Origin of the sequence: Clostridium yunnanense, assembly GCF_016595795.1 — a bacterium.
In the GTDB taxonomy this organism is placed as follows: Bacteria; Bacillota; Clostridia; order Clostridiales; family Clostridiaceae; genus Clostridium_AR; species Clostridium_AR yunnanense.
The window spans coordinates 128,844-149,500 of record NZ_JAENHN010000059.1 but is presented as its reverse complement, the minus strand read 5'-3'; the positions used below and the strand labels follow the sequence as shown (position 1 = coordinate 149,500).

Below are 20,657 nucleotides of genomic sequence, written 5' to 3'. Positions count from 1 at the left end.
TGCCTGAAAACATTTACTTACAAATTCAAATAAGCTTATTATTTAGCAAATTTCCCTATTTTATATCCATATCCTTCATTTCACTAGGTCGTGAATATGCTAACAAAATTATTTTTCATTAACCTCTTTCGTAATAGTAACGATATTTAATTCTAATATTACTGATATTGTTTCAGCCACTCTATAGCTAGATCAAACCAATGCCCACAGTGCGGATTTATGTGTGCAGACTCAGAGGCAGTAGTTTCATCACATAATGATAATCCATGAACTCCACTTTCGAAAATATGAAGTTCATATGGCACTTTGTTCTTAGTTAATTCAGCTGCAAATTTTAAAGAGTTTGATACATAAACTAATCCATCATCTGCAGTATGCCAAATAAAAGTTGGAGGTGTATTGGAAGTAACATAATTTGTTGGACTAAGCTCTGCCAATTCTTCTTCTGTAAGATCTGATTTTCCAAATATGGCTTTATTTGAAACCTTCCAAAATTCTCTTACCCATTCATTGCCGATTTCTTCAACTTCTTTCTTCATCAAATTATAATCAAGCAATGGGTATCCTAAAATCACTACATTAGGTTTAAACATTTCATTACTAACTCCGAATCTTTCTTTTAGTAATTCATCTTGCCAATGAACCCCCATACTAGCAGCTAAATGTGCACCTGCTGAGAATCCACATATATTGATTTTATCACTATCTACAAACCATTCATCTGAATTCTCTTTTATAATCATCATTGCTTTTGCTAGATCAAATAACGGACCTGGATAAACTGCCTTTTCATTAGTTTCTGGTAGATTATTAAAGTCAATTTCCATTTTGCTAAAGCATGTATTATACCTAAGCACAAAAGTATTATACCCTTGTGCTGCAAATCTCATTGCTACAGGCTCTGATTCTCTATCTGAAGTCCCAAGATAACCTCCTCCAGGACATAATATTATACAAGGTCTCTTTTTATTAACTTGAAACTCCATTGAGTTGTCCAAAATATAAGTAAATAGACTTACCTGCTCATTTTCTTCCCATAGTTGAATTTTCTTAATTAACATAGCGAATCCCCCCCTTTTTACTTAAATTATACATCTTGTTTCTTGTATCTTAAACATTAATATCTATTTATTTAGGCATTAGTTTTATATTCTCCTGCTTTAATTCTCTATACGACTTTCCCCTCATTAAGTTAAACTTTCTATTATTGCAATTATAATTATCGTTGGTAGAGTTTTTCAGCTCAAAAATCATAAAACAGACCAATGACACTATCTCAATGCTTTGAGTTATGTCCCATAGATAGGATGCTTCTCCTTGCATGTATTCAGTAAGCTTACTCTGAAGTAATTCTTTTAATGAACTCATGCTTTCTATTTTACCTTTTAATTCTTCTGATATTTCACCTATATATTCATTTATTAAGTCATAATTCTCAAATAAATACTTTTGAAGATTACGTTCATATTTTAGATGCAAAGAGATATTTCCAACTCCTCCTGAAATGTGTGCGTTGCAGCAAAAATCACATAAATAGTGAGCAACTATTCCTAGCTGCATCGAAGTATACAAATTAAATTTATTTATTGTAATAAGCTTTTCTATCTTATTATTTATATATCCAATAGATTTTTGCATATAGTGAGGATGAGTTTTTACATGCCAACACTGATCAATGATTACAAGACCGAAATTAAACATAAGCTTTGAAAATCCTATAGGTATATCATTAATATTTTTTCTAAAGGCCAACTCTGCTAATTTTACATGAGTCTTTATTTTCATAATTAGCTCCCCTATCCATAACTATTTATTAGTTAATTTAATATATCATTTTCTATATTTTTACTTACTTATAAAAAATAAAATAGTCTTTGTTTCAAAATCCCTCCATAATAACATGCTTTATATTTATTTGATAATCATACAAGCTAATTTTCCTATACGAGTATAAGCATATTTATAAATTCAATTATAGTATAGATTAAAGAGGTTAACTCAAGCTCACTAATTGTTAAGCTATTGATAAATTAGCTTTAAAACTTTGTTAAAAATACACTATCTGGTTCCAACTTTAACTATTAAGTTTCCGTAATGGAACCCTTTAATAACATGCGGTAACCATACATACTTAAATCGAATATAGTATGTTGTTAATATTTTCTTGGAGATGCTGACCCTAATGTACGTAATAAACTTTGATAATATAAAAGAAAACAGTCTTTCTTTAGTTGGTGGTAAAGCTTTAAACTTAGGATTACTTACGAAAAACAACTTTAATGTACCTAATGGCTTTGTGATTACAACTGAAGCCTTTAAAACCTTCATAAACTCATCGACATCAATGAATGCCTATTATTTAAAGCTTAACACTTTAAAATCTACCGATATAAGTTCCATAAATAAAACTAGTAAAGATATAATTTCATATATAGAAGCTTTAAATATTCCATATGCAATTGAATCAACAATCTTGAGAGCTTTTGATAATTTAGATAAAAAGTTGAGTTATGCTGTAAGATCAAGCGGCACAGCTGAAGATTTACCAGGTACTTCTTTTGCAGGACAACATGAATCTTATTTAAATATAATTGGCATAAATAGCATACTTGAGCATGTAAAGAAGTGTTGGGCCTCTCTGTTCACTGCTCGTGCAATCACATACAGAATAAAAAATGGCTTTGATCATAAAAAAGTCCTTCTTTCCGTTATAGTACAAGAAATGATTCCTTCTGTGTCTTCAGGTGTAATGTTTACTGCAGACCCTATAACAGGAAATAGGAAAATTGTCTGCATAAATGCTGTTTATGGTCTAGGAGAATCACTGGTGCAAGGAATTGCTTCACCTGACTTGTATAAAATAAAGAACAGTAAAATTATTCATAAACTTATTGAAGAAAAATCTATCTCAATAAATACTACTAGTGAAGGTGGCATAATCACAAAACCATTATCATCTTTGCAAAGGAAGTCTCAAGTTCTTAATGACAATAATATTCTGCTTCTTTCAAGGTTAGGTAAAGAAATAGAAAATTACTACAATGCTCCTCAAGACATAGAATGGGGCTATTACATGGGAAAATTTTATATTCTTCAAAGCAGAGAAATCACTACACTATATCCACTACCAGAGCTTAAAGATGATTTGTACCATGTATATATGTCCACGGGGCATCAGCAGATGATGACAAATGCCATTAAGCCTCTTGGAATATGTATACTAAACTCTTTCTTTCCGTTTGTCCCTAAAAAATATAACTACGATCAAAACCCTAATTTAGTTGAAGCTGGAAATAGAATCTATGCTGATATTACCCGAACTCTTAAGAATCCTATCCTTAAGAACATTTTCTTGGATAAATTTTCCATAATGGACGTTCTTATGAGCAATGCAGTTAAAGAAGTTGTAAGTAGTGAAGATTTTAAGACAAGAAAAACAGAAAGGCAAAAAATAGAACTATGCCATTTGAAACTTTTTAGTACAATGTCAATAAATATCTTAAGAGAAAATTATGTTTATAACAATAAAGATGTTTTAGAAAGAGCAAATAATTTTATGGATAGTCTCTGCAACAATTTTCAAGCAGAATTAGAAAAGCAGTCTGGAGCGAAAGCCATACGGTATATTCAAATTAATCTTCCTTCAATTATGGCTAATATAATTACTACATTACTTCCACCTAATCAAGTTGCCATGATGGCTAAAATTAATCTTGAAAAAAAGTGTAAAAAATGGCTTGGTGAATCAATTGATATTTCTCCTTTAAATAAATCTTTAAAAGGCAATGTAACTACAGAAATGGGGTTAGCAATTGGAGACTTAGCTGATATTGCTAGAAAATCTCCTGAGGTTGTTAAGTATTTAAAAGCAGCAAATACCCCTTATTATATAAACGGTGTTAAAAAAATTAAGGGTGGCTTAGAATTTGCTAATGCTATGGAGCAGTTTCTTGATAAATATGGCATGAGATGCCCTGGTGAGATAGATATTACAGTTGATAGGTGGATTGAAAATCCACTTAACCTGCTTCCTTCAATATTAAACTTCATTAACTCAAAGTCTTCCAATGAACATAAAAAAGATTTTGATGATGGACTTAAACAGGCAGAGAAGGTAAAAAAAGAAATCATTTCGAAAGCAAAAGCTAGTGGATTAAATGAAAATAAGATAATAAAGTTAACCGGACTGATAGATACCTATAGAACTGGAGCTGCCCTAAGAGAACATCAAAAATTCTGTGATATACGTATATTTTGGATTATAAAGAAAACCTTACTTAAGGAAGCCTCTCATCTAGTTAACAGAAGAATTATAAGAGTAAAAGAAGATATTTACTATCTTTCTCTTACGGAAATACATGATGCTATTTCTGGAAATCAAAAAGAAAATCTACTAGTTACTATAGAAAAGCGTAAAGAATCTTTTATAAGATATTCAAATCTAAATCCTCCAAGAGTACTTACAAGTGATGGTGAAGCATTCTACGGCAATTATGAAAGCAAAGATATTCCTATTAAGGCTCTTCCAGGTATTGCTGTTTCCCAAGGAACTTTCCAAGGCATAGCAAGAGTTATTCTAAACCCTAATGATGCATATTTTAGACCAGGCGAAGTACTCATTGCACCCTTTACAGACCCAGGATGGACTCCTCTATTTGTATCGTCAAAAGCATTAGTAACAGAGATTGGAGGTCTTATGACTCACGGTGCCGTTATAGCCAGAGAATATGGTATACCAGCAGTGGTTGGTGTAGAAAATGTAACAAAACTTATAAAGACTGGCGATAGAATTCTTGTGAACGGTTCGCTTGGCTATGTACAAATCTTAAATTGAATCTGAAAATATAGATTTTATTACAAAGTGATTCATCTATATATATTAAAACTCACCATGTTTATGTATTAAAAAAATGTTGTTGGTTATCCGCAAATTTCCAACAACATTTTTTTAATACATTCTTATAGCGTTTTTTTATAATAACAACTAATCACTATACTATTAATACCTCTTAACACTGATTATTGTTATATTGCTCTAAATTTCTTTAATGCATTTGCAATGCCATCTTTGTTAACTTCATCAGTAACATAGTATGCAATAGACTTAACCTCATCTGTACCGTTTCCCATTGCTATACCATGCTTCACAAGCTTCAACATTTCAATATCGTTTTGAGCATCACCAAAAGCAAAGGTATCTTCTTTGTCTATTCCTAATTTTTTGAATAAGAATTCAACCGCTGATCCTTTAGAAAAACCTGGCAAGTGTATATCCATTCTAATATTAGCTTCAACATAAGCATGTACTACCCAATTTTTCGGAAGCTTTTCTTTAAAATCCTCCATATCTTTTTCATTTTTAAATAATATTGTCCCCATATTAGCATGTACATCTTCAACTTCCCATATTTCTATAGACTCCTTAGGTTTATCCGGTCCACCTAAGAATAATTCTCTTTGCCTGACACACAATGGATGGTCAAGATCGCTGCACCATACACCTTGGTGACCACTTAACAAATATTGTGCATCACATTTATCACAGAGATTCACTATATACTGGATATCTTCTATTGAAAAATAATTATCATGTAATACCTCGTTGTTAAATACTATGTAATTCCCATTGCAAAATATATACCCATCAAAGTTTAATTTTGATATAGTTTTAGGAACTGCTGATCTCGCTGTAGCTACTACAGTATAGTTACCATCTTCTCTGAATTTTTTTAGAGCCTCAATAGTACTTTGCGCTGGTTCAATCATTCCTGAAGGCATATCCACTAAGGTTCCATCGATGTCTAAAAAAGTTATCTTGTTCCCCATATAATCCCACTCCCTTATAAATAAAACTCTTTATAATATATTAAAAGTTTATCATAAAAAGAAATAAGTTACTTTTCTCATTTTGAAAACCTCTACCAATTTTAATTTTATATTACTATTTTACACTTTTTTCATTATTTTCATTAAGTTTTGTAGTTTTATGTCGAATATTGATATATAAAGTCTTTTTTTGTTTTGCTTAAATACTATCATGTATATCAATACATATAGTTTTGTAGGTTTATATTGATAAATCAATAATCTTAAAGAGAGGTTTATTATATGTCATTTACACTTGCGTTCCTTAGTATATACTTTTTCCTATGCGCATTACTATCAGTATTTTTTGCCGCATATGCCATATCAAAGGGAACAACCACAATAGTAAAAGTTTTCTTTTCACTTTGTCTACTTGTTAGTATTTATTTATTTGGCTATCTTCTGGAACTTAACAGTAGTACTTTACCTCAAATGATGTTTTGGAACCAGATTCAATATATAGGGATACCATTTTACCCAGCCTTGTGGCTTTTGCTATCTCTGATTTATACAAAGACAATTAAAACCTTTAGCCGCAATACTTTTTTGATTATATTCACAGTTCCTATTTTGATTTCTTTTATGCAGTTGACAAGTCCAATGCATCACCATTACTATAAATCACTTATGCTAAAGAAAGCTTTAGGATTAAATTTTCTTACAGTTGATAAAGAGCCTTGGTATTTGTTTTACTGTATTTATATAACACTATACTTCCTCATAGCTATATCATGTTATGTAAAGAATTATCGAAAGGTTGCAGACTTCGAACGCTCCGGCTATAGGATTATGATTTTAGCTTCTCTGCTTCCTTTTATAAGTTTTGAATTAATTTTAATAAATCCAGGGAATGTGAGCATTAATTATATAGCCCTAATACTTCCATTTTCTTTTTCTTTAATACTTATCGCCCTATTTAAATATGATTTCTTAGCACTTAGAACTTTAGCTAGAGATGTTTTGTTTGATAGAAGTTCTGATGCCATGATTTTAATAGACAATACAAGTCGTCTTATGGATTACAATCCTGCTGCTGCGGAGCTTTTTCAAGAACTTAACAATTCAATGAAAGGCAAAACCATTGAGTTCATATTAGGCAATCAAATTGATCTTCTTAAAGTATTAAATACTAATGACAGTAGCGATATAAAGATTTCTAGTGGTGATAGCTATAGATATTTTGAAGTGAAAACAGTGACTATAAAAAATGATTTTGGTAATATTGTTGGTAGGCTTATAAACCTTATAAATATTACTGAAAGAAAAAATGATCAGGAAGCGCTAAAAATACTTGCTTCAACAGATGCTCTTACTAACCTATATAATAGAAATAGATTTATGCAGCTAGCCAACCTTCAAATGGAGTGCTCATTAGATTATAATACGAGCTTTACACTTCTAATGATTGATATAGATCACTTTAAACATATCAACGACACCAATGGTCATGCTGCAGGAGATGCTGTTCTAGCACATTTAGGATGTGAGATGAAACAGTATTTTAGAAAGACTGATATAATAGGCCGTTTAGGAGGGGAAGAGTTCGCTGTAATATTACCATCAACCAGCCTAGATGCAGCTAAAAACATAACTGAATTCTTCTGCGATATGGTTTCTAAAAAACCTATTATTTGCGGAAATAAACCTATCTATTTCACTTTGAGTATTGGAATTTCAGTATATGATAGAAGACTTAAAACTTTTGGTGAAATACTAAAGCTTGCTGATGAAGCACTTTATGATTCTAAGAAGAGTGGCAGAAATAGAGTGACTGTTAAAGTTTTAAGCTAAAATATTTAAAGACTAATAAATATTATTTTTTTATTATATTTGCTGAATGCTTTTTCTTTATTGTCCATTTATATTTAAAAATAAAAGCATTAGCAGCTTATATTAATAATATATCTGTTAATGCTTTTATTTTAATTATTTAATGGCTTTATTTTGAAGTTCATCTAGTGTTAATCCTAAATTATTCTTAATGGTTTTATCAAAATTACTTTGATAATCAACTTCAGATATCTTATTGTCATTTGACTGGGCCAAAATATTCTTTAATATCTCATTTCCCTTTGAATCAAATATGTAATTTACGGCCAAAACTGATTCAGTATAAATCTTTTCTATACTATCTCTATCTTTCCATTGACTTTCCCATTGTCCTAGTGTTGATAACTCTCTAAGTGGTATTAATGGTCCTTTTATTGGCTTTGTTTCTAATTGAAAATCTTTATTATACAGTTCATACTCCATATACTGCGCAAAGCCTTCATCAAGCCAAGGTGGCAAAGCGCTAGACAAATTATTCTCCTTTAAATAAGTTCTTATATAATAATGGGTATATTCGTGGGTTACTGTCTTAAAAAAGCTTTCTTCACTACTCTCATCAATAGCATTTTCACTATTTATTTCTTTAATAGTTTTTAAGTTATGAAGGTTTATTACACCATTATTATAAAGCCCAAGAGTATCTGCACCGTTAGGTGAGATAGTATATTTATTATACTCTTGTTTATCTTTATACACTATAATTTTTAATGGTTCTAGATCTTTCACGTTAATAACTGAATTAAGATTTTTGTTTAAATTCGGTATCTTATTTACTATATCTTCTGCTGATTTCTTATCTTCGTCGTAAAAGTATACTTCTATACTATTATACTTTATAACATTCATGCTTTTTGTAAGTTCATCCCTAGATTTTATAGTATTAAGATTGGTGTACACATCTTTTATAAACTTAACTTTTTCTTTACTAGTCAACTCATGCATTCCGTTAATCTGTATATAACCAGCCCTAACTCCCATTTGTAACACGCTTACGATTACAAATATGCTTAGCACAGATAAAAAATATACGCTTCTATAAATCAGACTTCTTCTATTGTATATCCTAAGAATCCTAAGCTTTCCTCTTATCATACCTACGATAAAGAACAGAATAAAAAGCAAAATGGATATTACAAGCGTATATGTTACTACATTAGTCAAATCATAACTAAATGGAACAACAAAAAATACAACCCCTACCGAAATTGCAGCGAAAACTATTATCCATATCAAATAAGCAAACAATAATTTAAATAATTTTTTCATATTACGTATAGCAGCTAAACTCACTGCCTTCCCCTTATATTTTTTCACTTTTAACTTATCGGTTGAATTTGTGAAAGCTTAAATTATTCTATGCTTTCAACCAATGTTTTATCAACACAAAGCATAATGTCAGCCTCATTTATAATATTAATATGACGTTTTAACCTTCTTTAAACAAATATCTAAATTTCTAACTTTAAAATCATTCTTCACTATCTCAAATCCGTATCTTATTAAACGTTTATAAACTCTTAAACGCTTTTCATCGTAAGCGCAAATAAATATTTCTGATCCTAGCGGTAATCTTTTTTCGAACTCCTTTACATGTGAGAAAGCAATACTTAAGGCATATGCACCACTTCCAGCATTTGTGCTTTTTCCCCACAATATCTTATGGCTCTTTGGTGATTTGTTAAAGCAATCATTACATTGTCTTTTTGTCTTTGCAATAACAGCCTCAACCTTCCAACCTATAGTTTTATGCCCTGTTTTTTCTTGTCTGAATACCATCTTTAGGTAATTTCCATTTTGTAACTTATTCCATCTTACGTATCTTCTCAAAGTCTACTTCATCCCTTCTCACTTTTTCCCTAAAATATTGCATTTTTCTACAACAACTCCAATATCTCACATCTTCCAGAGCTTGTCAATATTGTTAAGTAGACAACGTTTCAACAAGTTATGTACTCCCAACTTACTAGAAATACCCAAATACTTTAGCTGTTCTTCGAATTTAATTATAGCTTGTAAAACTTTAATGCTTAATATCAATTGTTGAAAAAAGTTATCCTTTCTTGCTCATTACAAAATAGCATTAGAACTAATATTATTTCATCTATAGCATGAAAAATATTATGAATCTATTTAATAATATGCTATTGTCACACTTTGGAAATAAATATAAAATATACCTATATATTATAAATAATCTTTTAAGGAGATACCTATAATGGAGAAAGTAGAACCATACAAAGGCATAGCTGCTGCATATGATAAAATGAGACCTTCTTATCCTGAAAAATTAATACAAGATGTTATATCAATAACCGGAGTAAATTCCAATGATAGGTTACTTGAAATTGGCGCAGGAACAGGAAAAGCTACTGTTCAATTTGCGGAGAAAGCTTTTAATATTCATGCAATTGAACTAGGCGAAGATATGGCTAAAATTCTAAAAGAAAAGTGTACTCTATTTCCTAATGTTATAATTGACGTAGTATCTTTTGAAGACTGGGATTCTAGTAGTTATGAAAAATATGACATGGTTTATTCCGCTCAGGCATTTCACTGGATAGATAAAAATTTTAAATACAAAAAATGTTATGAGATATTAAATGATAATGGCTACCTGGTTCTATTTTGGTATAACTCTTGCGACGAAAAGATACCTAAAACAAAAGAAATACAAGAAAAGATTGACATTATAATTAATAAATATGTGTCTAATTATTATGAAAGTAATATAAAACCACAAAGACGTGAGCACGATGGAGTATATAAGGAAGATGAGAGAATAATCGAAATTAAGGAGTCAGGTCTGTTTAAACTAATAGATAAACTAGAGTATTATCATGAAACCCAAAATAATGCTGAACAGTATCTACAAGTTATGGAATCAGTTCCTGCATTTGCTTCTATACTTGATGGTTTAAATGACGAAATAATAAAGAATATGAAAAATGAAATCAAGGAGCTTATAAATGAATATGGCGGTTATGTGAGCTCGCTACTTGAATTTTCGCTGTATATAACTCAAAAAATTGGATAGATAACTATATCTATCCTGTTGCCTTTCAATTATTGTATTAAAAATCTTTACTTTTTATGCATTATTTTAGATTATATATATTTTTTTCTATGACTATGCTACAAGTTCTCAGTACTATAAAAGCTGAGAATCTATTTTTTAAAGCAATCTAAATACCTGCTCTACAGCATCCATCATATTTACCTTTGCATTTTCAGGATTCATTGCCTCCTCTAAAGTTGTAACACCTCTTACAATTGGAAAGAAAGCATCGATCCCCACATTATTGCATTCCTTGGCTTCTTTAGTAATACTGCCTGCAAAAGCTATAACTTTCTTATTATATTTTTTTGCGAGTTTTGCAAGTCCAACAGGAACCTTACCCATTGCAGTTTGAAAATCCAATCGACCTTCACCAGTTATTACATAATCAGCATCAATTATCTCTTTTTCAAGTTCGATGGTCTTTAATATAAGCTCAATGCCAGGGGTCAAATCTGCATTTAAAAATTCCATAAATCCGAAACCAAGTCCCCCTGCAGCCCCTGCTCCCTTTGCTTCAGAGCATCTTTTTCCTGTGAATTCTTCTGAAACTTTCGCATAATTCCTCATAGCTTCATCTAAATCTTTCTTCATCTCTTCTGTTACGCCTTTTTGAGGTCCAAAAACAAAGGTGGCCCCATTAGGTCCACATAAAGGATTATTAACATCGCAGGCTACTTGAAACTTACACTCTTTTAGTTCCTTCATTATATTTTCGTCTGAAATACGTATTATTTTATCTAAGTCCTGTGCCCCTTCTCCAACCTTTTGATCATTCACATCTAAGAACTCATAACCTAAGGCCATAAGCATACCAATCCCACCATCATTGGTTGCACTGCCTCCGATTCCAATAATAAAATGTCGTGCTCCTTTTAAAATCGCATGTTTTATCATTTGACCTAAACCAAAGGTTGTTGCAACCATTGGATTTTTCTCCGAATCATTAACTAAGGTTATACCTGCCGCTGAAGCCATTTCCATTATTGCAACCTTCTTTTCAGTAAGATAACCATAATAGGTTTTCACAGATTTCCCCATAGGTCCAGTAACTATAACACTGACTTTTTCTCCGCCAAGACCTTCCAGTAATGCATCAGTTGTTCCTTCTCCTCCATCTGCCAGTGGTCTTACTACAACCTCAGCATCAGGTTTAACTCTCAAAATACCTTCCTTTATTGCATTTCCTGCTTCCATTGAAGAGAGACTTCCCTTCATAGAATCAATAGCTACTACAACTTTCATAAATTGCCTCCAAATTCATGATTTTTATTGTTATTAATCTTAGATGATTAAACATATTTTAAAAAAATCAAATTCATCGGTTTTAAGATGAATCTAACTTATCTTCATTGTATAATTGTAAGTATATAACGTATATAAAATGAACATTTTAATTGAATACGTATTATCCACACTGCATATCAGCTTTTTTGTAGTATTATACCATATAGAAAATATATTTGAGTAAAAAACTAAAAACATCACTTACTTTAAAAATTAGTTTAGAAACCTCTTCTATATAACTTATTTAGAAAATATGTATCTATATATAACCTGTTAGTACTTCGTAATACTGCAAATACTTAAAAATTCTATCCTTAGTTTCATAAATGCGTTATTAAAAAATTTTATATGGAAGAACTTATTGTTAAGTAAAAATTTTAATAAAAGGATGTAGATATTTATGCCTTTAAAAACAGGTCGATTTTATGAATGTGCAGATGTTGAAATAGATAAAGATAAATGCACCGTCTGTGGGCTTTGCGTAAAAGTATGTAAAGGCGCACCATTATATCTAGAAGAAAAAATGGTAAAGGTAGACCAAAATAGAGTATTTGGATGTATTGCTTGTGGACAATGTATGGCAGTTTGTCCAAACAGAGCAATAAAAATTAATGGTAGAGATATGACACCAAATGATGTAATTGAATTGCCTAAAACTCCAGATAGAGCGGATTATGAAAGTTTGAAGTCATTAATGTTATCGCGTAGAAGTGTAAGAGACTTTAAGAAGAAAAGAATTGAGCCTGAAATCATAGATAAAATACTAGATGCTTCATCAACTGCACCTAATGGCCTAGGTAGCTCTGATGTTGAAATTTTAGTTCTGGATGGAAATGAAAAGGTTGAAGAATTCACTTTAGAATTAATTAACGTTTTAAAAAGAAATAAGTGGTTATTCTCTCCAATAATGCTTAAAATTTATAGACCCTTTATTGGAAAAGCTAATTATGATTCCTTAAAAACTTTCGCATCAACTGCTATAGACACGTTCGTAACAAATTATGATAAAGGAACAAATTGGCTAACCTATTCTGCACCTTTAGCCATACTTTTTCATTCATCTCCTTATGCCGACCCTGTAGATTCATACATTCCTGCAACCTATGCTATGTTAGCAGCACACTCATTAGGCTTAGGAAGTTGTATGCTTGGCACACCAAATTTATTATTAAATTTCTTCGGTAAAAAAATAAAACAAAAGTATGGTATACCACTGAAAAACAAAAACGGCATTTTAGTCATTTTCGGATATCCAGATATTAAGTATACTTTTGCATTGAAACGAAGGTTTTCAAATATTAACTTCTATTAAATACTCCTATATGTAAACATGTGAAATTAACCATACTAATGTATTTAAAAAATGTTGTTAGGGTAACAAAGAAGTATTTTTTACACTTTTTCAACTTACTGTTTATATATTCTCATGATTTACTTCTTATTTGCACTATTATCTACTTAGATTGTCTTTCAACTTAGTGGACAACCCGAGAATGTTAAATCACCAACATTTCTTTAATACATAACCTTAGTGATTTGAGATAGTCTTACCTAGATCTATATTAATTTATCCACTTGTCTCTAGAATTTATATTTAAAATTCTCTCATAAGGAGTATGAGAGTTGTAATAATAGCCTTCAAGTCAATGTGTTACATTAATACAACTGGAATATCCATTCATACGAACAGACATACTACCTCAATCTTCTAGTTCAAAATAAAGCTTTCGATTGATCTATAAAGCTTTATTTGAATAGATTTAAATTTGAAGTAGTATGTCTATATATTTTTAAACGCCACCATATTGAATTGAATATTTTAAAATCTTAACTACTTTTATATAACTACTTTCAATTGAACACATTTAGATTCTATTGTTTCACTTTTTACGTGCATCACTAATCAATCTTTTTGACTTTTGATACATTGGATGATCCAAAAGTTATCGGAATAATAATTGTAGAAAGTAATATTCCTCTCAAAACAGTGTTTAAGTTATCAGTAATATTAATCCTGCCTATAATTATACAGCCAACCATATATATTGAAAAAGATATTATAAAAGAAACTACCCTTCTTATATTATTTTTGCTAAACCATTTTTTCCAGTTCAATTTAGAACCTAAAAAAATCAGTATACAACATGATATAATATATGAAAATACAAATAGTATTATATTAACCATCATTGCTCCCTCTCTTCTTTGATAAAGATAATATTACGCTGTTTCACACAATACCTGAGTTTATTTATATTTTATAGCATAGTATTAATTTCATTTATTCCTCAATCTAACTTCATTACATAATCAAATTTCCATACAGTTCTTTATCAAGATTTTCATTCATATGTCTTACCTTGACAGCTTCAGGCAGTGAAGTTGAATACACACTTACCAAATAATCGCATACCTTAGCTTTCCTCTGGTATGGATTTTGTTTTCTTTCTACTGATTGAACGCTGCTTTGCTTAATTATTGTTGTTGTCTTTACAAAGCTTCCTTCACTAGCAAGTATTAGCTTATCTGTTACGCCTAAAGAAGTATTTCTATAGTTTAAATATCCAAATAATATATTAATTAAAGTTATTACTAAGATGACTACTATTTTGAATTCGCTAGGTACAGGTTTAACTAAGAAATATAGAGGTATCATTACAATAAATGGTAACAAAACCCTCATGACAATAAATCTTTTTAAGCTATGCTTAGGAGGTTTTTTGATATCAGCTGAGAAGATCATCTCTGGAAGTAGTGAAGCTAAAAACCTTTGCTTAAAATCATCATTTGCTATAGGATATAGAATTGCTTTTTCATTCTTTTCATCTCCATAGCCTATGGTTATTGCTTCAATAGTATAGATACCTAATACTTGTTGGAGTATTCCCTGTTTGTACTTTAATGCATGAATCTTATCTATTGGAATTGAATATTCCTTTTTACTTAGTAGTCCATAGCTTATATTAAAGTTTTTATCTTGAACTTTTATAGTAAACCTATATAGTTTAACTATTTCAAAAATTATTGATAACAAGGTCATAACAATATATACAGCTAAAAGCATGCCTATAATCAGAAATACAAGCTTTACTCTATCCTGCAGAATTAAATTATTCATATCAATTGAACTAGTCAAATTCTTGACTATAGTAGTATTTGTGATTTTTTCTATATCATCTGCAAAATTCATTACTGCAAAATATCCACCAAGCGCCCATCCTAGTTTTCCTTTAGTTATTGCATAGATCATAATTTCTCTTATAGAAATCACTTTTTTAGGTGCTGCTTCTTCTTTCTTCTCTTCCTGTAAATCATTATCTACTGTACTATTTTTTATATTTAATACAGTATCTCTAAGCATTTCTGCTATTTTATATTTAATCTTTAGTTTTAACTCGGCTTCTTTTCCAATAGCACTTCCACTATCTATTTTAACTGTACATAGTCCAAGAATTCTATCAAATACTCCTTGCCCCATATCAATGGTATTTATTTTATCAAATGGTATTTCCTCTCTAGATTTTTGAAATACGCCACTTTTGTATACTAATATATTATCAGAGACGTAATATTCAGTGTTAAGCCATTTTTTTATTTGTATTACTACTGTACTAACTACTATTATTGCTCCAGCAATATAGATATATTTATTGTGACCAGATATTAGTAATATTAATAAAAACCAAAATTGTCTCAGGGATTTTAATACATCTTGTACTATAACAATCCAATGATTTCTAGTAGGTTTATCTATCATCTGCTGTCACCTTTTCCTTAACTTTATCCTTCAAAAATTCACTTATCTCTTCTGCTTTAGCCATTTCAATATTAGGAATCTTATGTGCTCCCCCTGCTGTAAATATCTGTAGATCTGCTAAACCAAAGCTTCTATTTATAGGTCCTTGATTTATCTTAATATGTTGAACTCTTACAATTGGTATTACTACTGTTTTAACCCAGTAGATTCCCTCTGAAAATTCTATCTTATCTTTTGTTACTGAATAAGTCCATTGCTTATATTCTAGTTTTGGATATACTATCGTATTTAAAAGTAATAATCCTATTATGATTGCAATTCCAATATACAAATATATACTAGCTGTTCCTTCAAGAAAATCGAATTTTGTTCTTAAAAGATAAGTCCCTCCTATTAAAATGATTGAAACTACTACTGTGCCTATGGCTCTTGAAATAAACCAAGATTTGATTGCATTGATATTTAATTTATTAGTTTCCATGAATCCTCCTAATGAAGTATTTATAACCATATTATAAATTATTGATTATTGCTTTTCAAGTTATTTATATAAATTTTTATTGAAATTCTCTATAAAGTTTTTATAATGTGCATGAACATTAAACAGCCAATTTATGATATGTTTCAAATCCTTGATCAACTTGAGTTGCAGTACTCTTTATAATTTTTCCTTAATTTTTAATTTACTTAAAAAGTATGTGCTTATTCCTACTGTTTTCGTCTAAACTTTCTTTCTCAACTTCGATTATACATAATTTTGTATAACTTTCTATATTTTCAACAAAACTAGCTATTTTTCGTCATATATAAATGGATTGCTATCAAAATAAGCTTTATGATAGTAAAGATTAATAAATTGTTTGATATCAGCAAATACTTTGAATTTACGCACATAGTTTATAACATCATCATTTACGAGTAAATTATTTAAGATAATCTTTTAATTAATATCACTTGAATATGAAAAAAAGTCATGGCAATATAGTATTTATCACTATATTTACCCATGACTTCCGTATTATTTAAGCCTTTTATTCATTTCATAACAATATTAAAATTATTAAGTTTTATTTGTGTGGATATCATAAAAACTATATCCTTTTTAGAACTATTGAAATCCCTTATTGTCTTGATGCTGCATATATGTCAGTTGCTATGCATAAGTAATAAGAAAGTCCTACCTGCTGACCTTCAAGCATACCTCTATGGAAATCATCCTCTAAAAAGAATTTCGACTGAGCTGCAAGTGCCTTTGCGTCAATATTATGACCATGCCTTGTCAAAAATTGAATATGATTTTCTAATAATTCTTGTACCTTTTCGTCATTTGCCCTCAATCCACTTTTTAAAGCATCTCCCATATATCTAATAAAATGCTGCGCTTCCAAAGCTTGTTCATTCATATTTGGAACATCAGCTTCCTGCACCTCTGGTATATCATAGCCATATTTATCTTTGATATATTCGCTTTGCTCAGAAAGTGCATCCTCCCATTGATCTTTGTTAAATCCTTTAAACATATCTGTTGTATTCATAATTTCTCCTTCCTTACTGAGGACTATGGATTGATATATCGTTTTTAACAAACAATCAATTCTCTGCTTGCGCGCAAGTAGCAGTTCCTGTTGCTTTGTTAAACATTTTAAACGACTAGGTTCATCCTCCAAAGCCTTTTTGATATTTTCGAGAGAGAAATCAAGTTCACGATAAAATAATATCTGCTGCAAAACCTCAAGTTCTTTTGTCCCGTAGAGACGATAGCCGGCATCTGTAATCTCACAGGGCTGTAGTAATCCTATTTTGTGATAATGATGGAGTGCCTTTATAGTTACTCCTGTTAATTTTGCAACTTCTTTAACTGTGTATAGCATAATTCCTCACCTCGTTTATAATCTTAAGGTCTCCTCTAAGGTAAGAGTCAATAGTTTTAAGTTTATTTTATCTTATATTTGTTATTTTTATATTTACATCATATTGTGATAAATCTGTGAAATGTCCCAACTTCGCATTATGTATTTCCCTTAACTTATGTAGTTGGAACAGGTAATTGCAATGTGTGTTATTCCAAAGATTATACTTGGAATAATAGCAATATAGTTTTTTAGCCATAATTCGATAAGTATGAAATATATTGATGGTAATACTGCCATACCAACAAGCATCAATGGATATACCATTCCTGTATAATAACAAAACCATGAGACATAGTATCCAAGCAAACAAAGACATGCTAATTTAAAATATATTTTTATACTTTTACTATTCATGTTCTCATTGGGAATTATAATAATTAGTAAAGCAATCATAATCACTTGACTAGCCACTAATAATATATCAATTATTGGGTATAACGCATTGTTTCCAGCAATGGGATCGTTCACTGGCGGTGCAATTATCCATACTATGTTGGGAATCATCACTACCATAAAAGCTACAAAACCTTTCAGTGAAAATCCAAGCCTATAACTTTTCATAAATTCATCTCCAATACATATATAATGTTTAATCTACATTTTTTTGTATTTTCACTCCAGTATTCTTGATTGAAATTCCAATAAACAAACGAGGAATTATTGCATACGGTAATTGCATTAGTAGTCCACCTTCTTTGATATTGCTAGTAAGAAGTGGTGAAAAAGCTGATGTATACATATAGTACAAGGATTCAGATTTAAGAAAACCTAAAGATATCATAATACAAAGAATCAATCCTACAATAGAGATAAGACTAACTGACATTATATTTCTCATCCTACTGCCTTGATCTTTTAGAGTAAATCTTCCTATGAGATAATATAAAATCACTACAATAATAGCTATAGTCCATGTCTTTGCTATTTGAAAGTTCATTCTATTTAGTCCCTCTTGCTGTGATTCAAACTTGGAAGAATTAAAGCCAATAACAAAATTTGAAACTAAGGTCACTATCCTTAAAAAAATGTACCATAATAATGCTTTTATATTATTAGCAACCATAACACACCTCATTTTTATTTACTTTTCAAAGTTTGTTCAATATATTACTTTGGACTTCCATCTTTATTAAATAATTTTCTCAAATGAAGTTCTGTAAATAAAGAAGATATTAACACAAATGCAATATTAATATATAGAACTATATACATATTGCTGTAATTCATATAATTTAGAATAAAACCTAAAAGAATTGATAATAAACTTCCTACAATAATAAAATTAGAAACATATCTATTTCCTTCATTCCAGGTAGTCAAATTCTGCATTGAAAGTTTCGATTTGTATCCAAATCCCGTAATTTGCTTTTGCTTTACAAATCTTAATATTAAAAAAAAGATCAATATTACCCCACACAATAATATATTTCTCATAAAAGTTACTCCTGTTTTTCACAATTTTTTAAATACATAACTACTTTTTATCTTTTGATTTTCAAAAACCTATCCCATAACTTTTTGCACATTTAAGATATACTCACAAAATTCATTGTATTTCTTACTCAAGATTCGCAAGTAAATACTACACTCTTTAGGCAATGCCACTTGATTTTCACTAAAGAATTTTCTTAATTTCGAAAAATCTTCTCTTGTTCTACTGCTTTTATCATCTTCCACTGAATCTTCCATTTTACTTTTTAAGGCCTGTTTTTCTTGTGTTGACATTTTACTAAGTTCACTTACAAACTTATCCATTTTCTCTTTGTTCAGTATTGGAAATGTTTCCTGATTACTTGTATTTTCATATAACCTATCTAGTATAACTTTTATATCATCTGGAAACTTTATTTCTTCAACTGAATCAAGTACATTCACTAAGCTATACCAAGCTCTCTCTTTTTCCTCAGTATCTATCGGCTCATCTAAGTAAGCATTCAAAAAAAATGACATTGCTTTGCCAAAATTGCCTGGAAAGATTCTTTTAAGCTCATCTTTCATATAACCTTCACAAGCCTTTTTATCAATGTCTAAGTATAAACTTAATTTTTCAAAACTATCAGTTCTTTGAATCTTGTTCATATCATCACAATTCTTAAGAAGGCTTTCTATTATATTCTTAGATTTATTTAACAATTTAATTCTTTCATCGATTGAGTGGAGCTGCTTAACCATTACTTCGTTTAACTTAAATGGAGAACTTAGAATTATTGCAATGTCCTTTACTGGCACCTCCAATTTTCTAAGTAGATCCACTTTCTTTAGTACATCTATATCTTCTTCTGTATACATTCTATAGTTGTTTTCATCATCTTTTATAGGATTTATTAGTCCTGCATTTTCATAATAATAAATAGCCTTTTTAGTCAATCCAGTAATCTTCATAACTTCATTTATCTTCATTTATATCACCTCTAAAACTAAATTTAGACTATTCCCTTGGGGTAAAGTCAATATTATATGCTGCTCTTTAGTTCATCCCAAGCCTGCTTATATTTTCTTGTACGTTTAATTATATCTTCATCCGTTATATCCTTAATTCTTCTAAAGTCCATATTATGCTCAAGGTCAGCTAATTTCACCTTGATTGCTAAAGGATTTACTTTAATTCTACCAATATAATGAAAATAATCCTCTTCTTCTCCTCTTGTTAAACATTCTAATGTACTTAAAACTTCCATGGAGAACCCCATATTTTTAAGATCCTCAAAAGTTGTATCTGTATCTTCAACTACATCATGTAATATTGCCACAATTTTTTCTATCTCAGTTTCCATCTTGCTCATCACATATATTGGATGTAATATGTACGGCATCCCACCTTTATCGGTTTGGCCTTTATGTTTTTCTACTGCTAAGCATATTGCTTTTTCTAAATAACTAATTTAAATCACCTTATTTCTTTAAAATTTTTATTTTTAGTAAGCTTAAAACTTAAATAAACTGATATCAA

Annotated in this window: 18 protein-coding genes; 4 read left to right on the top strand and 14 right to left on the bottom strand. The window is 30.1% G+C overall.

Translation table 11 applies throughout. The annotated features are described in order from the left end of the window. Nucleotides 1-158: 158 nt before the first annotated feature. Both JHL18_RS21905 and JHL18_RS21900 read right to left on the bottom strand, forming a co-directional pair. A complete protein-coding gene (locus JHL18_RS21905) occupies nucleotides 159-1,061 on the bottom strand; it encodes an alpha/beta hydrolase (RefSeq protein WP_200273194.1) in 903 nt (300 codons plus the stop codon). Between the two features lie 67 nt (nucleotides 1,062-1,128). Then, a complete protein-coding gene (locus JHL18_RS21900; RefSeq protein WP_200273192.1) occupies nucleotides 1,129-1,785 on the bottom strand; it encodes a zinc dependent phospholipase C family protein in 657 nt (218 codons plus the stop codon). Nucleotides 1,786-2,182: 397 nt separating this feature from the next. Between JHL18_RS21900 and JHL18_RS21895 the strand changes: the two genes are divergently transcribed. Next, the gene (locus JHL18_RS21895) at nucleotides 2,183-4,834 is read left to right on the top strand and encodes a phosphoenolpyruvate synthase (RefSeq protein ID WP_200273190.1); all 2,652 of its coding nucleotides are present in this window, start codon (nucleotides 2,183-2,185) and stop codon (nucleotides 4,832-4,834) included. Nucleotides 4,835-5,025: 191 nt separating this feature from the next. Here the strand turns inward: JHL18_RS21895 and JHL18_RS21890 are convergent, their stop codons facing one another. Then, on the bottom strand, nucleotides 5,026-5,826 hold the full coding sequence (locus JHL18_RS21890; RefSeq protein WP_200273189.1) for an HAD family hydrolase: 801 nt from the start codon (nucleotides 5,824-5,826) through the stop codon (nucleotides 5,026-5,028). 282 nt (nucleotides 5,827-6,108) lie between these two features. Here JHL18_RS21890 and JHL18_RS21885 point away from each other — a divergent pair, with 282 nt between their 5' ends. Further along, complete coding sequence (locus JHL18_RS21885; RefSeq protein WP_200273187.1) at nucleotides 6,109-7,656, top strand: histidine kinase N-terminal 7TM domain-containing diguanylate cyclase; 1,548 nt, start codon at nucleotides 6,109-6,111, stop codon at nucleotides 7,654-7,656. A gap of 135 nt (nucleotides 7,657-7,791) precedes the next feature. On the opposite strand, the gene JHL18_RS21880 is transcribed toward JHL18_RS21885, so the two are convergent. Further along, nucleotides 7,792-8,961, bottom strand: coding sequence for a collagenase (locus JHL18_RS21880; RefSeq protein WP_200273185.1), 1,170 nt, complete (start codon nucleotides 8,959-8,961; stop codon nucleotides 7,792-7,794). 147 nt (nucleotides 8,962-9,108) lie between these two features. Next, nucleotides 9,109-9,522 carry a hypothetical protein gene (locus JHL18_RS21875; RefSeq protein ID WP_200273183.1) on the bottom strand — a complete coding sequence of 138 codons (414 nt, stop codon included), beginning with the start codon at nucleotides 9,520-9,522 and terminating at the stop codon, nucleotides 9,109-9,111. Between the two features lie 388 nt (nucleotides 9,523-9,910). Here JHL18_RS21875 and JHL18_RS21870 point away from each other — a divergent pair, with 388 nt between their 5' ends. Continuing rightward, the gene (locus JHL18_RS21870) at nucleotides 9,911-10,729 is read left to right on the top strand and encodes a class I SAM-dependent methyltransferase (RefSeq protein ID WP_200273181.1); all 819 of its coding nucleotides are present in this window, start codon (nucleotides 9,911-9,913) and stop codon (nucleotides 10,727-10,729) included. A gap of 138 nt (nucleotides 10,730-10,867) precedes the next feature. On the opposite strand, the gene JHL18_RS21865 is transcribed toward JHL18_RS21870, so the two are convergent. Continuing rightward, nucleotides 10,868-11,995: a glycerate kinase family protein gene (locus tag JHL18_RS21865; protein WP_200273179.1), complete on the bottom strand. Its 1,128-nt coding sequence runs from the start codon at nucleotides 11,993-11,995 to the stop codon at nucleotides 10,868-10,870. A gap of 442 nt (nucleotides 11,996-12,437) precedes the next feature. Here JHL18_RS21865 and JHL18_RS21860 point away from each other — a divergent pair, with 442 nt between their 5' ends. Further along, entirely contained in the window at nucleotides 12,438-13,349 is a 912-nt protein-coding gene (locus JHL18_RS21860) for a nitroreductase family protein (RefSeq protein WP_200273177.1), read from the top strand. Between the two features lie 990 nt (nucleotides 13,350-14,339). Here the strand turns inward: JHL18_RS21860 and JHL18_RS21855 are convergent. The 8 genes from JHL18_RS21855 to JHL18_RS21820 form a co-directional block, all read right to left on the bottom strand. After that, nucleotides 14,340-15,794: a PH domain-containing protein gene (locus JHL18_RS21855; RefSeq protein WP_200273175.1), complete on the bottom strand. Its 1,455-nt coding sequence runs from the start codon at nucleotides 15,792-15,794 to the stop codon at nucleotides 14,340-14,342. After that, nucleotides 15,784-16,275, bottom strand: coding sequence for a PH domain-containing protein (locus tag JHL18_RS21850; RefSeq protein WP_200273173.1), 492 nt, complete (start codon nucleotides 16,273-16,275; stop codon nucleotides 15,784-15,786). The genes JHL18_RS21855 and JHL18_RS21850 overlap by 11 nt, the downstream gene beginning before the upstream one ends. Nucleotides 16,276-16,915: 640 nt before the next feature. Beyond that, nucleotides 16,916-17,665 (bottom strand): MerR family transcriptional regulator, encoded by a 750-nt coding sequence (locus tag JHL18_RS21845; RefSeq protein WP_200273171.1) that lies wholly within the window; start codon nucleotides 17,663-17,665, stop codon nucleotides 16,916-16,918. A gap of 150 nt (nucleotides 17,666-17,815) precedes the next feature. After that, a complete protein-coding gene (locus JHL18_RS21840) occupies nucleotides 17,816-18,268 on the bottom strand; it encodes a hypothetical protein (RefSeq protein WP_200273170.1) in 453 nt (150 codons plus the stop codon). 28 nt (nucleotides 18,269-18,296) lie between these two features. Continuing rightward, nucleotides 18,297-18,770: a hypothetical protein gene (locus JHL18_RS21835; protein ID WP_200273168.1), complete on the bottom strand. Its 474-nt coding sequence runs from the start codon at nucleotides 18,768-18,770 to the stop codon at nucleotides 18,297-18,299. 44 nt (nucleotides 18,771-18,814) lie between these two features. Next, on the bottom strand, nucleotides 18,815-19,141 hold the full coding sequence (locus JHL18_RS21830) for an SdpI family protein (protein ID WP_200273167.1): 327 nt from the start codon (nucleotides 19,139-19,141) through the stop codon (nucleotides 18,815-18,817). Between the two features lie 69 nt (nucleotides 19,142-19,210). Beyond that, nucleotides 19,211-20,107 (bottom strand): MerR family transcriptional regulator, encoded by an 897-nt coding sequence (locus tag JHL18_RS21825; protein ID WP_200273165.1) that lies wholly within the window; start codon nucleotides 20,105-20,107, stop codon nucleotides 19,211-19,213. 53 nt (nucleotides 20,108-20,160) lie between these two features. Then, nucleotides 20,161-20,490, bottom strand: coding sequence for a GTP pyrophosphokinase (locus JHL18_RS21820; RefSeq protein ID WP_207753090.1), 330 nt, complete (start codon nucleotides 20,488-20,490; stop codon nucleotides 20,161-20,163). Nucleotides 20,491-20,657: the final 167 nt, after the last annotated feature.

Excerpts from the sequence above, each read along its gene's own strand:
- JHL18_RS21895 (WP_200273190.1), top strand. The coding sequence starts at position 2,183 with ATGTACGTAATAAACTTTGATAATATAAAAGAAAACAGTCTTTCTTTA.
- JHL18_RS21865 (WP_200273179.1), bottom strand. The coding sequence starts at position 11,995 with ATGAAAGTTGTAGTAGCTATTGATTCTATGAAGGGAAGTCTCTCTTCA.
- JHL18_RS21890 (WP_200273189.1), bottom strand. The coding sequence starts at position 5,826 with ATGGGGAACAAGATAACTTTTTTAGACATCGATGGAACCTTAGTGGAT.
- JHL18_RS21855 (WP_200273175.1), bottom strand. The coding sequence starts at position 15,794 with ATGATAGATAAACCTACTAGAAATCATTGGATTGTTATAGTACAAGAT.
- JHL18_RS21840 (WP_200273170.1), bottom strand. The coding sequence starts at position 18,268 with ATGAAAAGTTATAGGCTTGGATTTTCACTGAAAGGTTTTGTAGCTTTT.
- JHL18_RS21825 (WP_200273165.1), bottom strand. The coding sequence starts at position 20,107 with ATGAAGATAAATGAAGTTATGAAGATTACTGGATTGACTAAAAAGGCT.
- JHL18_RS21850 (WP_200273173.1), bottom strand. The coding sequence starts at position 16,275 with ATGGAAACTAATAAATTAAATATCAATGCAATCAAATCTTGGTTTATT.
- JHL18_RS21905 (WP_200273194.1), bottom strand. The coding sequence starts at position 1,061 with ATGTTAATTAAGAAAATTCAACTATGGGAAGAAAATGAGCAGGTAAGT.
- JHL18_RS21835 (WP_200273168.1), bottom strand. The coding sequence starts at position 18,770 with ATGGTTGCTAATAATATAAAAGCATTATTATGGTACATTTTTTTAAGG.
- JHL18_RS21845 (WP_200273171.1), bottom strand. The coding sequence starts at position 17,665 with ATGCTATACACAGTTAAAGAAGTTGCAAAATTAACAGGAGTAACTATA.
- JHL18_RS21860 (WP_200273177.1), top strand. The coding sequence starts at position 12,438 with ATGCCTTTAAAAACAGGTCGATTTTATGAATGTGCAGATGTTGAAATA.
- JHL18_RS21870 (WP_200273181.1), top strand. The coding sequence starts at position 9,911 with ATGGAGAAAGTAGAACCATACAAAGGCATAGCTGCTGCATATGATAAA.
- JHL18_RS21885 (WP_200273187.1), top strand. The coding sequence starts at position 6,109 with ATGTCATTTACACTTGCGTTCCTTAGTATATACTTTTTCCTATGCGCA.
- JHL18_RS21830 (WP_200273167.1), bottom strand. The coding sequence starts at position 19,141 with ATGAGAAATATATTATTGTGTGGGGTAATATTGATCTTTTTTTTAATA.
- JHL18_RS21900 (WP_200273192.1), bottom strand. The coding sequence starts at position 1,785 with ATGAAAATAAAGACTCATGTAAAATTAGCAGAGTTGGCCTTTAGAAAA.
- JHL18_RS21820 (WP_207753090.1), bottom strand. The coding sequence starts at position 20,490 with ATGAGCAAGATGGAAACTGAGATAGAAAAAATTGTGGCAATATTACAT.
- JHL18_RS21880 (WP_200273185.1), bottom strand. The coding sequence starts at position 8,961 with ATGAAAAAATTATTTAAATTATTGTTTGCTTATTTGATATGGATAATA.